The sequence below is a fragment of the Geobacillus lituanicus genome, assembly GCF_050994965.1.
In the GTDB taxonomy this organism is placed as follows: domain Bacteria; phylum Bacillota; class Bacilli; order Bacillales; family Anoxybacillaceae; genus Geobacillus; species Geobacillus stearothermophilus.
This window is the reverse complement of sequence record NZ_CP194773.1, coordinates 2,705,016-2,717,625: the sequence shown is the minus strand read 5'-3', so window position 1 is coordinate 2,717,625 and position 12,610 is coordinate 2,705,016. Positions and strand designations below refer to the sequence as shown.

Annotated in this window: 15 protein-coding genes; all 15 read left to right on the top strand. The window is 56.6% G+C overall.

From position 1 onward, the window contains the following. Positions 1 to 3 precede the first annotated feature (3 nt). On the top strand, positions 4 to 834 hold the full coding sequence (nadC, locus tag ACR1UW_RS13940; RefSeq protein WP_498933765.1) for a carboxylating nicotinate-nucleotide diphosphorylase: 831 nt from the start codon (positions 4 to 6) through the stop codon (positions 832 to 834). Positions 835 to 849: 15 nt separating this feature from the next. Beyond that, positions 850 to 1,953: a quinolinate synthase NadA gene (nadA, locus tag ACR1UW_RS13935; RefSeq protein ID WP_498933763.1), complete on the top strand. Its 1,104-nt coding sequence runs from the start codon at positions 850 to 852 to the stop codon at positions 1,951 to 1,953. Between the two features lie 158 nt (positions 1,954 to 2,111). Next, entirely contained in the window at positions 2,112 to 3,902 is a 1,791-nt protein-coding gene (gene safA / locus ACR1UW_RS13930; protein WP_498933761.1) for a SafA/ExsA family spore coat assembly protein, read from the top strand. Between the two features lie 81 nt (positions 3,903 to 3,983). Beyond that, on the top strand, positions 3,984 to 4,829 hold the full coding sequence (locus ACR1UW_RS13925; protein ID WP_498933759.1) for a phosphotransferase: 846 nt from the start codon (positions 3,984 to 3,986) through the stop codon (positions 4,827 to 4,829). 34 nt (positions 4,830 to 4,863) lie between these two features. Further along, positions 4,864 to 5,604, top strand: coding sequence for an NAD(+) synthase (nadE, locus tag ACR1UW_RS13920; RefSeq protein WP_047818797.1), 741 nt, complete (start codon positions 4,864 to 4,866; stop codon positions 5,602 to 5,604). 115 nt (positions 5,605 to 5,719) lie between these two features. Further along, entirely contained in the window at positions 5,720 to 6,454 is a 735-nt protein-coding gene (locus ACR1UW_RS13915; protein ID WP_047818796.1) for a YhcN/YlaJ family sporulation lipoprotein, read from the top strand. A gap of 139 nt (positions 6,455 to 6,593) precedes the next feature. Continuing rightward, the gene (locus tag ACR1UW_RS13910; protein ID WP_277391490.1) at positions 6,594 to 7,334 is read left to right on the top strand and encodes a YebC/PmpR family DNA-binding transcriptional regulator; all 741 of its coding nucleotides are present in this window, start codon (positions 6,594 to 6,596) and stop codon (positions 7,332 to 7,334) included. Continuing rightward, entirely contained in the window at positions 7,324 to 7,662 is a 339-nt protein-coding gene (locus ACR1UW_RS13905) for a DUF3231 family protein (RefSeq protein ID WP_160149214.1), read from the top strand. Before ACR1UW_RS13910 ends, ACR1UW_RS13905 begins: the two co-directional genes overlap by 11 nt. Beyond that, a complete protein-coding gene (locus ACR1UW_RS13900) occupies positions 7,662 to 8,138 on the top strand; it encodes an intercompartmental signaling factor BofC (RefSeq protein ID WP_033011975.1) in 477 nt (158 codons plus the stop codon). Before ACR1UW_RS13905 ends, ACR1UW_RS13900 begins: the two co-directional genes overlap by 1 nt. 104 nt (positions 8,139 to 8,242) lie before the next feature. Then, on the top strand, positions 8,243 to 8,827 hold the full coding sequence (ruvA, locus tag ACR1UW_RS13895) for a Holliday junction branch migration protein RuvA (RefSeq protein ID WP_033014800.1): 585 nt from the start codon (positions 8,243 to 8,245) through the stop codon (positions 8,825 to 8,827). A 33-nt stretch (positions 8,828 to 8,860) separates the two neighbouring features. Beyond that, positions 8,861 to 9,862: a Holliday junction branch migration DNA helicase RuvB gene (ruvB, locus tag ACR1UW_RS13890; RefSeq protein WP_033011976.1), complete on the top strand. Its 1,002-nt coding sequence runs from the start codon at positions 8,861 to 8,863 to the stop codon at positions 9,860 to 9,862. Then, positions 9,859 to 10,065, top strand: a complete 207-nt coding sequence (locus ACR1UW_RS13885) for a DUF2905 domain-containing protein (RefSeq protein WP_063329408.1) — start codon at positions 9,859 to 9,861, stop codon at positions 10,063 to 10,065. The genes ruvB and ACR1UW_RS13885 overlap by 4 nt, the downstream gene beginning before the upstream one ends. A gap of 15 nt (positions 10,066 to 10,080) precedes the next feature. Then, a complete protein-coding gene (queA, locus tag ACR1UW_RS13880) occupies positions 10,081 to 11,109 on the top strand; it encodes a tRNA preQ1(34) S-adenosylmethionine ribosyltransferase-isomerase QueA (protein ID WP_498933755.1) in 1,029 nt (342 codons plus the stop codon). Positions 11,110 to 11,126: 17 nt separating this feature from the next. Continuing rightward, complete coding sequence (tgt, locus tag ACR1UW_RS13875; protein ID WP_100664074.1) at positions 11,127 to 12,269, top strand: tRNA guanosine(34) transglycosylase Tgt; 1,143 nt, start codon at positions 11,127 to 11,129, stop codon at positions 12,267 to 12,269. A 23-nt stretch (positions 12,270 to 12,292) separates the two neighbouring features. Then, the gene (gene yajC, locus ACR1UW_RS13870; RefSeq protein WP_044743340.1) at positions 12,293 to 12,565 is read left to right on the top strand and encodes a preprotein translocase subunit YajC; all 273 of its coding nucleotides are present in this window, start codon (positions 12,293 to 12,295) and stop codon (positions 12,563 to 12,565) included. Positions 12,566 to 12,610: the final 45 nt, after the last annotated feature.

Here is a 12,610-nt window from a genome sequence, read left to right as displayed (position 1 = left end):
AAGATGAACCGGTTGAAGCTCGAACAACTGTTGCGACAGTTTTTTCTTGAAGATATTGGCGACGGCGATGTGACGAGCGAGACGATTTTTCCGGCTCATGAACGGGCATCAGGCATGTTTATGGCCAAAGCGGACGGGGTGGTGGCCGGCGTCGGCATTATTGCGGCGGGCTATCAGCTGCTGGATCCGCGCGTCGAAGTATCGATTATGAAACGGGACGGCGAGCGGGTCGCAGCCGGCGAAGCGATCGCCGCTGCATCCGGCCCGGTCAGAGCGCTGTTGTCCGGCGAGCGCGTCATTTTGAATTTGCTTCAGCGCCTAAGCGGCATCGCCACCGTGACGCGCCAAGCCGTCGATTTGCTCGGTGACAGTCATACGCGCATTTGCGACACAAGGAAAACAACTCCCGGGCTGCGCATGCTTGAAAAGTATGCCGTCACGTGCGGGGGCGGCTACAACCATCGCTTTGGCTTGTATGATGGCGTCATGATCAAAGACAACCATATCGCCTTTTGCGGATCGATCGCCGACGCGGTCAAAGCGGTGCGGGAGCGGCTCGGCCATATGGTGAAAATCGAGGTGGAAACGGAAACGGAAGCGGAAGTGCTCGAGGCGGTCGAAGCGGGGGCAGACGTCATTATGTTTGACAACCGGACGCCGGATGAAGTGCGTTCGTTTGTCCGGCTCGTGCCAAAGCCGATCATCACCGAAGCGTCCGGGGGAATTACGCTCGCCAACGTAGCAGCGTACGGCGCGACCGGCGTCGACTACATTTCGCTCGGATTTTTAACCCATTCCGCTCGAGCGCTTGACATTAGTTTTGATTTACAATGACGGGGGGAGAAAATAATGAACGTACTGGAGCAGCTAAAACGGCTCGATGACATGCCAGAGCGCTATAGAACGATGGAAAAAAGCGAGCTCGAGGCCCGCGCTCGGTCGATAAAAGAGCGGCTCGGCCGCCGCTTGTTTATCCCTGGGCATCACTACCAAAAAGATGAAGTCATCCAGTTTGCCGATGCGACCGGCGATTCGCTTCAACTGGCCCAACTGGCGGCAAAAAACGATGAAGCGGAGTATATCGTATTTTGCGGCGTCCACTTTATGGCGGAAACGGCCGACATTTTGACGAGAGAGGAACAAGTGGTCATTTTGCCCGATATGCGCGCTGGCTGTTCGATGGCCGATATGGCTGATCTTTTCCAAGTCGAGCGGGCGTGGGCAGCGCTCACGGATCTATTTGGCGAAACGATCATCCCGCTTGTGTATGTCAACTCGACGGCGGCGATTAAAGCGTTTGTCGGCCGCCATGGCGGGGCGACGGTGACGTCGTCCAACGCGAAAAACATGGTCAAATGGGCGTTTTCGCAAAAAGAGCGGGTTTTCTTTTTGCCGGATCAACATTTAGGGAGAAACACCGCCTATGCGCTCGGCGTCGGTCTCGATGAGATGGCGGTCTGGGATCCGCGTGAAGAGTCGCTGCAATGCAGCGGGCCGGTTGACAATGTCAAAGTCATCCTTTGGAAAGGGCATTGCTCGGTGCATGAAAACTTCACCGTCCGGCAAATCGAACAAATTCGGAGGACGAAACCGGAAATGAACATTATCGTTCACCCGGAATGCAGCTGGGAAGTCGTCCAGCAGGCGGATTACGCCGGATCGACGAAATATATTATCGAAATGATCCGCAACGCCCCGCCCGGCAGTCAATGGGCCATCGGGACGGAAATGAACTTGGTCAACCGGTTAAAGAACGAACATCCGGATAAGGAGATTATTTCTTTAAATCCGTACATGTGTCCGTGTTTGACGATGAATCGGATTGATTTGCCGCATTTCGTTTGGGCGCTTGAATCACTGGAACAAGGTGTGGTCGTCAACCGCATCACCGTTCCGAACGAAGTGGCCTGTCAGGCGAAAGCGGCGCTTGACCGCATGCTTGCTCTTGCCTAGTTCCCCAACCCGGCGTGACGGAATCGCTTCCGTCCGGCCGGGGATTTTTTTATCATAAATGGGCGCTCATCGTCATACATTGTGTTGAAAGACGATATCGGGAAACAAGCATCGGTCGGATAGAGTGCAAACAGTCTCGGTGTAGGAGGGGGAGCGGAGTGAAAATCCATATTGTTCAGAAGGGAGATACTCTTTGGAAAATAGCCCAAAAATATGGGGTTGATTTTGAACAATTAAAAAAAATAAATGGGCATGTAAGCGACCCGGATATGATTATGCCCGGAATGAAAATCAAAGTGCCGACGGCGGGAGTGCCGGTCAAAAAAGAAACAAAATGGCAGGCGCCGCCGAAAAAAGCGAAAATAGAAGAGCACCCATACGCGGAAGCCAAACCGTTCGTTTCGATCGACATTGATACAGAGTTCGGCGCCGTTGCTCCAGAAGGCAAAACGCCGGCGAATGACGCACCGGCCAACGAAGCGCCGAAAGCGGCGGGGAAGGAAGCACCGAAGGCGCCGGCCAACGAAGCGCCGAAAGCGGCGGGGAAGGAAGCACCGAAGGCGCCGGCCAACGAAGCGCCGAAAGCGGCGGGGAAGGAAGCACCGAAGGCGCCGGCCAACGAAGCGCCGAAAGCGGCGGGGAAGGAAGCACCGAAGGCGCCGGTCAACGAAGCGCCGAAAGCGGCGGGGAAGGAAGCACCGAAGGCGCCGGTCAGCGAAGCGCCGAAAGCGGCGGGGAAGGAAGCACCGAAGGCGCCGGTCAGCGAAGCGCCGAAAGCGGCGGTGAAGGAAGCACCGAAGGCGCCGGTCAACGAAGCGCCGAAAGCGGCGGGGAAGGAAGCACCGAAGGCGCCGGTCAGCGAAGCGCCGAAAGCGGCGGGGAAGGAAGCACCGAAGGCGCCGGTCAACGAAGCGCCGAAAGCGGCGGTGAAGGAAGCACCGAAGGCGCCGGTCAGCGAAGCGCCGAAAGCGGCGGTGAAGGAAGCACCGAAGGCGCCGGTCAACGAAGCGCCGAAAGCGACGGGGAAAGAGGAGCTGAAAGTACCTGTCAACGAAACACCAAACGCACCAGTAAATGAAACACCGAATGTGCCGGTCAATGGGGCGCCAAATGCCGCGAACGCCGAGGGAGCGAAAACGCCGACTGTCGAACCGCCGTTTGTGCATACGATCCCGCCGGCCGCTGCGTCCTCTCACGTTTCATTTGCCAAATCGTTGTCGAATCTGCCGCCGATTCCGCCGAAGCCGAGCAATATTTTACCTGGCATTATGAAAGAGGAAACAGGAGAAAGCCCGGATAAACTGAAAGGGGAGCAGATGGAACCGGAAAGTGATGAAGCGCCGCCGCTTCCGAACATTCCATACGTTCCGGTCGCGCCGCCGCCAGCGCCGGCGTTTGGCAGTGATCAAGGATGTGTGCTGGTGACGCCGATTTTGCCGGGGCCAGGGTTTTATGTGCCGCCGTTGCCAGCGATGCCGCCGTATTCTCCGCTGCCCAATCCGCCGGCCGGGGAAAGCCCAGAAAGCGGCGCAGCACCTTATCCAGGCATCAGTGAAAGCAGCAGTGAATCGGCGGAGTCCCCACCGCTTCTTGGGCCGGGTGGACATGGGGCTGCCATCCCGCCGGCGCCGCCAGCGGGAGCCGCTTTCGCTTCGCCGGGATACGCGCCGCCCGGGGTGTATGCGCCTCCGGCTGGGTATCCGCCAGTTGCCTATATGCCTGTATATTCGCCGGTTCCGCACTATGGGGGGTATGCACCGCCTGGCATGTACGTGCCGCCGGCTCCATACGGGTATGCCCCACAACAGGCGGCGCCGCTTCCGTGGCCGGGCGTCGTCTACCCGACAAGCCCGCCTGGGTATGCGCCTTCGCCTGCTCCGCCGGCCGCCAGCCCGCGCCTGTTTGCCGGGCCGCCGGATGAGGAGAGCGAACATGGTGAAGAACAATAATCCAATCGAAAGAGACGCCGTCGGCCGTCTCTTTTTCTTCTGCACCGTTGTCACCGGCTGGCCATTCACCGGGCTGTAGCGTTGAAACCGCACGTGATGGTGATCGAGGCTGGATGCGGGACGTTCGTTGCCAAAGCGTATCGCTCGCCGGCCGCCGCCAAGCGGCAAGCTTGGCTGCTTGGCGCCTTGCGCCGCGCCGGTTTTGGCGCTGCCCCGACCGTCCTCCCGATTGGGGGAGGAGGCGTGGTCGAGGCGGGGGGGTGGTATTGGCTGCTGACTGAATACGTGGCCGGCGCACGCCCGCTTGCCTTTGTCAATGAGAGCGACATTGCCGACGGGCTCCGTGTGTTGCGCCATTATCATACGGCGACGGCAGCGATCGTTCGCAACGAACAGGCTGCGTTGCCGCTGTCTTATGCCTGGCTGTATGAAAAATGGCACCGTCGGTATCAGGACTTTCGCCAGAACTTGCCATTCATTGAAACGATGATGGATAAAGAGGATCTTTCCTTTGTCCTGCATTGGGCGCATTATTGCTTGTCAACGTGCGGCGACTACGCTGCCGAGTTGGCGGCGGAGCCTGTTGCCATCATTCACGGCGATGTGGCGCCCCATAACTTTTTGCGCACGCTGGGCGGACACGTGAGCCTCATTGATTATGATGCGGCTGCTCTCGCTTCGCCCGGGCTTGATTATTGGCAATATGCAAACCGGATTTTGCCATATATCGGGTGGTCGCATGCGGCGCTGGCCCGGTTTGCGCCGCTTCGCGGCTGGTTGAACCGGCACTGGTTTTTGCACGCGCTTTTGTTTCCGGCCGATGTGTTTCGCGAATGGCGGTCAGCCGCCGCGCGCCGCCGCCCTCTTGTGTTTGACCGCAAGCGGAGAGAACGGTTTGTCCGCCGCCTTTATGCTATGCTACAATGAGAAATGGAATCTTTGGAAAAGGAGTCGAGGGCGGATGCAAGAAAAAATTGACAAACTCGTGCAATGGTTGCGTGACCAAGTCTCATCAGCCGGTTTAAACGGGGCGGTCGTCGGCATTAGCGGCGGCATCGATTCAGCCGTTGTCGCCCATTTGATTAAGCGCGCCTTTCCGGACGATTCGCTGGGGCTGATCATGCCTTGCAAAAGCAATCCGAAAGATATGGAAGATGCGCTGAAAGTGGTGAAAAGCTGCGGCATCCGGCATTTGGTCATCGATTTGACCGAGGCGCACCGGACGTTGTTTGGCGCGGTCGAGGCCGAGCTGAAAGCCATCGGGGAATGGAGCGAAGAGCGCGCGCGCCTCGGCGATGCCAATACACGGGCGCGTTTGCGCATGACGACGTTGTATGCGGTCGCCAACAATTACGGCTACCTTGTCGTCGGAACGGACAACGCCGCCGAATGGCATACCGGCTACTTTACGAAATACGGCGACGGCGGAGTGGACTTAGTGCCGCTCATCCACTTTACGAAAGGCGAAGTGCGTGAAATGGCCCGTCTGCTCGGCGTCCCGGAAGAAATTATCAAGAAAGCTCCAAGCGCCGGACTGTGGGAAGGGCAGACGGATGAAAGCGAGATGGGCACGACATACGAAATGATTGATAAATACTTGAAAGGAGAAGACATTCCGGAACGGGACCGGAACATTATTGAAAAACTGCACGAACGCTCGCATCATAAACGGCAGCTGGCCATCGCGCCGCCGAAGTTTTAGCTGTTGCCTCATTGGTGCGAACTGACAGCGATAAACCCCCTTTGTTTTCCGCAATCTAAACGTAAGGCTGGCTTTCGGCCAGCCGTGGGCGAAGGAAACCAAGGGGGGTTTTCCATTGAGACAAGCGGTCAAATGGATTGGGGTGCTGTCGGCTGCCGGCTTGCTCGCTTCGTGCGCCAATTACGGGGCCAATGAGGGAGCTCAGCATTATAACAACGCGACAAGGCCGATCGGCTACTATTCGACGGAACGAAACGACGATTTCCGTTACGGCCGCTATGGGACGAACGCGCTCAACTACGACAACAACTATATATGGGCGCGCCGCGGACCGGCGACTGATTATTTGGCGGACGAAGGCCGCTTCGGCGGACCGGCGGCGACCCGGTTTGATACGGATGTTCCGGCTCTTCCAGGTGATGTCGATTTTGGCGACGGCGATTACAACTATCACGGACATTTAAATTCGTTGAGCGTCGACCCGCATCCATCATATTACCGGAGTTATGACGGCGGCCTGGCCGAGGAGCTTTCGCGCCGCGCCGCTGCAGTCGGTGGAGTCGATGATGCGCGCGCCGTCGTATACGGCGACCAAGCGCTCATCGCTATTGCGACCGATGCCCGCCATCCGGAGCGGCTCGAGCAGCGCGTCGCCAAAGCAGTTGCTCCGTACGCCAAGGGCAAACGGGTGCGCGTTACATCCAATCCGAGCATGTACCACCGCGTCCGCACGATTGACAACACCATTCGCCAAGGCGGGCCGATCAACATGGACGAAATCCGCCGCGATTTGCGCACCATTTTCATCGATCATGACACGATTCAAGAGCGGCCGAGAAACACCCGCTAGCCAAGCAGGGGCTGACCCGAACCCGCGTCTCGGGCCAGCCTCCTTTTGTGTCCTGATGGACGGCTCCGGCTGACATTTGCGGCGTTTTTTGTTATAGTAGTATTCGGAACATTCCGTTGCGATGAGAGGAGAAAGACCGATGGCTGGACATTCGAAATGGAAAAATATCCAACGGCGGAAAAACGCCCAAGATGCGAAGCGCGGCAAGCTGTTTATGAAACTGGCCAAAGAAATTTACGTTGCCGCGAAAATGGGCGGGGGAGATCCAGCGGCCAATCCCGGCTTGCGTCTTGTCATTGAGAAGGCAAGAGCAGCCAACATGCCGAACGATAATATTGAACGGGCCATTAAAAAAGCAACTGGAAACCAAGAACAAACGAACTATGAAGAAATTCGCTACGAAGGATACGGACCGGGCGGCGTCGCCGTCATGGTCGTTTGCCTGACCGACAATAAAAACCGCACCGCCGCAAACGTACGCGCCGCTTTTTCGAAAAACGGCGGCAACTTAGGGGAAACGGGGTGCGTCTCCTACTTGTTTGAGCGTAAAGGGCTGCTGATCGTCGATCGCGAGCAGCACGATATCGACGAGGATGAGCTGCTGCTGTTGGCGATCGAAGCCGGTGCTGAGGAGATGGAAACGACCGATGAGTCGTTTGAAATTTATACAGCGCCCGAGTCGTTTGAATCGGTGAAGGAGCAGCTGGAACAGCATGGGCTGACGTTTGCAAGCGCAGAGATCACGATGATTCCGCAAACGTATACGACGCTCGAAGGCGATGACTTGAAAAAAATGTTGAAGTTGATCGACGCCCTTGAAGATGATGACGACGTTCAGGAGGTATACCATAACCTGGACGAATCGGTGCTTGACGAATGACAGCGCCCGCCAATTGTTGCTTGAAAAAGGGGTGTACGTCCGTCCGCCGTATATGGTCTATCCAAAAGAGGTGGAATTTATCGAGCGGCAAAGCTTTTTAACCGGCTGGTTCGGCCCGCGCCGTCCGCTCTTGGCCATTGAAGTTGCCCATTTGTTTACGATCGCGCGCAACAATGAAATTGGCAAAGCGACGCTCACGGCCTTTGCACAGGTGACCGGCGGCAACTCGCTTTGCAAAAAAGCTAAGCAGAATAGGAATAAAATGGAGAGCAACGGTGAAACTAAGAGCGTAAGGGAATCACCATGCTGGAAGAGAGGAACGGGATGATGCGAATTCTTTCCACCCTTCTGTTGGCTGTTGCCGCCGTGCTGCCGGTCCATGGGGTGTCGGCTGCGCCGGTCAAGATGACCATTGTGTTGCAGCAGCATTACTTAGACGGAGAGATGAGCGAGGAGAAAGTCACGGAAACGGTCGATTCATTGACGGAAATATGGAAGAAGTACCGCGACTGGCAGCTTATCAATCTTGATGACCGAACGATCGTTTTTCGCAAAACGGTCAACGACATTTCGCCGCTGTTGAAAACGAACGGCTATTTCGGGATTACAGACGATGGCACGTTGTCCATTTTTAACGGCAAACCGGGCCGATCGAGCGAAATTATCCAGTCGTTTTTCCAAATTGACGTGCAAAAGCTCGAAAGCCGCCAGCAGCAAAAATTAAAGCAAGGAATTCGCGTCCTCTCGAAAGAACAATACGAACAAGTGATTGAAATGTACCGCCATTTTGCGGTTGTCCAGTAAAGCGGCGACAAGCCCGTGGTGCGATGCGCATCACGGGATTTCTTTTTGCTATAATGAAATCATATGATACAATGAAAGGACGAGAAAAGGGGAGGAGCGTTCCATTGATCGAGTTTATCCGCGGGTACGTCGACTACGTCTGCCCGGAATATATCGTCATTGACCATCATGGCATCGGCTACGAAATTTTTACGCCGAATCCGTTTGCCTTTCGCGAGAGCCGCGAGGCGGTGGTGACGGTGTATACATACGAATATGTGCGCGAAGATGTGCACGCTTTATACGGGTTTTCCACGCGCGAAGAGCGCAACTTGTTCACAAAGCTGCTTCAAGTGTCCGGCATCGGTCCGAAAGGGGGTCTTGCCATTTTGGCGGCCGGGCGTCCTGATGAACTGGCGCGGGCCATCGAGGAAGAAAACGAGGCGTTTTTATGCAAGTTTCCAGGCGTAGGCAAAAAGACGGCTCGGCAAATGATTTTGGATTTAAAAGGGAAGCTCGGAGCGCTTGCGGCGCCGGCGGCTGCACGTTCGGCCGCCCCGCTTTCCGGAGAGCTGGCTGAGGCGGTCGCTGCGCTCAAGGCGCTCGGTTACGCCGAGCGGGAAATTGAAAAAATCATTCCGGCGCTCCGCAGTGAAGCGATGTCGACGGAGCAATATGTGAAGCGGGCGTTGGCGCTCTTGCTCAAGTAAGGAAAGGAGGAAACCGAGAAGGGAGGGATGGCGGTGGATGACCGGATCGTATCCAGCGCTGCCCTAGGCGGCGAGGCGGCATTGGAACCGAGTTTGCGTCCGCAATATTTGCATGAGTATATCGGGCAAGATAAAGTGAAAGAAAACTTGCGGGTGTTCATTGAAGCGGCCAAGCTGCGCGAGGAGACGCTTGACCATGTGCTGCTGTATGGGCCGCCGGGGCTTGGGAAAACGACGCTGGCCGCTGTGATTGCGAATGAAATGGGGGTCAGGCTGCGGACGACGTCCGGCCCCGCGCTCGAGCGGCCCGGCGATTTGGCGGCGCTTTTGACCTCTCTTGAGCCTGGCGATGTGCTGTTTATTGACGAAATCCACCGGTTGCCGCGGACGGTTGAAGAAGTGCTCTATCCGGCGATGGAGGATTATTGCCTGGATATTATGATCGGCAAAGGAACGGAAGCGCGCTCGCTTCGCCTTGACTTGCCGCCATTTACGCTCGTCGGGGCGACGACGAGAGCCGGGGCGCTGTCGGCGCCGCTGCGCGACCGGTTTGGCGTCATCAGCCGTCTTGAATATTACCGAGTCGATGAGCTTGCCCACATTGTTGAACGGGCGGCCGCGATTTTACGTATTATCATTAGCAGCGAAGCCGCTTCCGAGATCGCGCGCCGGGCGCGCGGCACCCCGCGCATCGCCAATCGGCTGCTCCGCCGCGTTCGCGATTTTGCCCAAGTGCGCGGGGACGGTGAAATTACCCTGCCGCTCGCTGTCGAGGCGCTCGAGCGGCTGCAGGTCGACCGGCTCGGGCTTGATCACATTGACCATAAGCTGCTTTTAGCGATCATTGAGAAGTTCGCCGGCGGCCCGGTCGGGCTTGAAACGATGGCGGCGGTGATCGGGGAAGAGGCGCAGACGATTGAAGAAGTGTATGAGCCGTATTTGCTGCAAATCGGTTTGCTGCAGCGGACGCCGCGCGGGCGTGTCGCAACGCCGGCGGCGTATGCCCATTTCGAAATGGAGGTTCCGAAGCGGTGAACAGCCTGCCAAAGCTGATCATGACGATTGGCGTTGTGCTCATCATTGTCGGGTTTGTCATGCAGTTTGTCAAACTCGGCCGCCTGCCGGGGGATATCGTCATCCGGAAAGGGAATATGACGTTTTATTTTCCGGTTGTCACGTCCATATTGCTCAGCGTTGTGCTCTCTTTGATTTTTTATGTGCTCAGCCGATTTCGCTGAAGGAAGGGGAACAGCATGAAAGTCGACTTGTTTGATTTCCACTTGCCCGAAGAATTGATCGCCCAGACGCCGCTTCCAGACCGGGCGGCATCAAGGCTCATGGTGCTCGATAAACGAACGGGCGCCATTCGCCATGAAACGTTTCGCAACATTATTTCGTACTTGAATCCGAGCGACTGCCTCGTTTTAAACGATACGCGCGTCATGCCGGCGCGGCTTTACGGCGAAAAAGAGGAAACGGGCGGAACGGTCGAAGTGCTGCTGTTAAAGCAATTGGACGGCGACCGTTGGGAGACGCTCGTCAAGCCGGGAAAACGAGTCAAGCCAGGAACGAAACTCACCTTTGGCGAGGGGAAGCTTGAAGCCGTCTGCCTCGATACGCTTGAGCACGGCGGGCGAGTGCTTGAGTTTTCGTATGACGGCCTGTTTTATGAAGTATTGGCCGAACTTGGCGAGATGCCGCTGCCCCCGTACATTAAAGAAAAGCTTGACGACCCGGAACGGTATCAGACGGTGTACGCCCGTGAAATTGGTTCGGCAGCGGCGCCAACCGCCGGTTTGCATTTCACCGAAGAGCTGCTTGACGCCATTCGCGAAAAAGGGGTGCATATCGTCTTCATCACCCTTCATGTCGGGCTTGGCACGTTCCGGCCGGTGCAAGTGGATGACGTCGAGAAACATGATATGCACGCCGAGTTTTACCAAATGAGCGAGGAAACGGCGGCGATCTTGAACCGCGTGCGTGCGGACGGCGGCCGAATTATCGCTGTCGGCACGACGTCGACGAGGACGCTTGAGACGATCGCCGGCAAACATAACGGCCGATTTGTTGCAGAAAGCGGCTGGACCGACATTTTCATCTATCCGGGCTATGAGTTCAAAGGGATTGATGGGCTGGTCACGAATTTCCATTTACCGAAGTCGACGCTCATTATGCTCGTGAGTGCGCTGGCCGGACGCGAGCACATTTTGCATGCCTATGAGGTAGCGGTGAAGGAACGGTATCGCTTTTTCAGCTTCGGTGATGCCATGCTCATCATTTGAGAAAGGAGAACAGCACGTTGACGACACCGATTCGCTTTGAACTGATCAAAACGTGCCGGCAGACTGGGGCGCGCCTTGGCATTCTCCATACGCCGCACGGGTCGTTTGAAACGCCGATGTTTATGCCGGTCGGGACGCTCGCGACGGTCAAGACGCTGTCGCCGGAAGAGTTGAAGGAAATGGGTGCAGGCGTCATTTTGAGCAACACGTACCATTTATGGCTTCGGCCGGGCCATGACATCGTCGAGGAGGCGGGCGGCCTGCACGCGTTTATGAACTGGGACCGCGGCATTTTGACCGATTCCGGAGGCTTCCAGGTGTTTAGTTTGAGCGAATTCCGCCGCATCGAGGAAGAAGGCGTCCATTTCCGCAACCATTTAAACGGCGATAAGCTGTTTTTATCGCCGGAAAAAGCGATGGAAATTCAAAATGCGCTCGGTGCGGACATTATCATGGCGTTTGACGAATGTCCGCCGTATCCCGCGACGTACGACTATATGAAACGGTCGGTTGAGCGGACGAGCCGCTGGGCCGAGCGCTGCCTGAAAGCGCACCGCCGGCCGGACGAGCAAGGGCTGTTTGGCATCGTCCAGGGCGGCGAGTATGAGGAATTGCGCCGCCAAAGCGCCCGCGATTTAGTGTCGCTCGATTTTCCCGGCTATGCGGTCGGCGGATTGTCGGTCGGCGAGCCGAAAGACGTGATGAATCGGGTGCTTGAGTTTACGACGCCGCTTTTGCCAGCGGACAAGCCCCGCTATTTAATGGGCGTCGGGTCGCCCGATTCGCTGATTGACGGGGCGATCCGCGGCATCGACATGTTTGATTGCGTGCTGCCGACGCGCATCGGCCGCAACGGCACCGTGATGACGAGCGAAGGTCGGGTCGTCATTAAAAATGCCCAGTACGCCCGCGACTTTTCGCCGCTTGATCCGAACTGCGACTGCTACACGTGCCGGAACTATACGCGCGCCTACATTCGCCATCTCATCAAATGCGATGAAACATTTGGCATCCGCCTCACGTCTTACCATAACGTCTATTTTTTGATAAAATTAATGGAGCAGGTGAGACAAGCGATCCGTGAAGATCGGCTTGCCGATTTTCGTGAGGAATTTTTCGAACGCTACGGCTTCAACAAGCCGAACGCGAAAAACTTTTAGCTGCCCAGAAAGGAGGGGATCGCATGAACGCGGCGATTGCCAACATCTTGCCGATCGTGCTGTTTTTCGTCATTTTTTATTTCCTGCTCATCCGTCCGCAGCAAAAGCGGCAGCGCGCCATCCAGCAAATGCAGGCGAACTTGAAAAAAGGTGACAAAATCGTCACGATTGGCGGCTTGCATGGCATTATCGACTCGGTCGATGAAGACAAAATCATCGTCCGCGCCGGCGACGGCACGCGGTTGACGTTCGACCGCTCTGCGGTAAGAGAAGTGGTGGCGGAAAGCAAGGCATAGTGGAAGCTCAGAGGGCGGCGCCTAAGCCAGGCCGCCGTCAAAAGG

What these genes read in the sequence shown, in the direction of transcription:
- nadA (WP_498933763.1), top strand. Translation starts at nt 850, where the DNA reads ATGAACGTACTGGAGCAGCTAAAACGGCTCGATGACATGCCAGAGCGC.
- queA (WP_498933755.1), top strand. Translation starts at nt 10,081, where the DNA reads ATGAAAGTCGACTTGTTTGATTTCCACTTGCCCGAAGAATTGATCGCC.
- nadE (WP_047818797.1), top strand. Translation starts at nt 4,864, where the DNA reads ATGCAAGAAAAAATTGACAAACTCGTGCAATGGTTGCGTGACCAAGTC.
- nadC (WP_498933765.1), top strand. Translation starts at nt 4, where the DNA reads ATGAACCGGTTGAAGCTCGAACAACTGTTGCGACAGTTTTTTCTTGAA.
- ACR1UW_RS13900 (WP_033011975.1), top strand. Translation starts at nt 7,662, where the DNA reads ATGCGAATTCTTTCCACCCTTCTGTTGGCTGTTGCCGCCGTGCTGCCG.
- ACR1UW_RS13910 (WP_277391490.1), top strand. Translation starts at nt 6,594, where the DNA reads ATGGCTGGACATTCGAAATGGAAAAATATCCAACGGCGGAAAAACGCC.
- yajC (WP_044743340.1), top strand. Translation starts at nt 12,293, where the DNA reads ATGAACGCGGCGATTGCCAACATCTTGCCGATCGTGCTGTTTTTCGTC.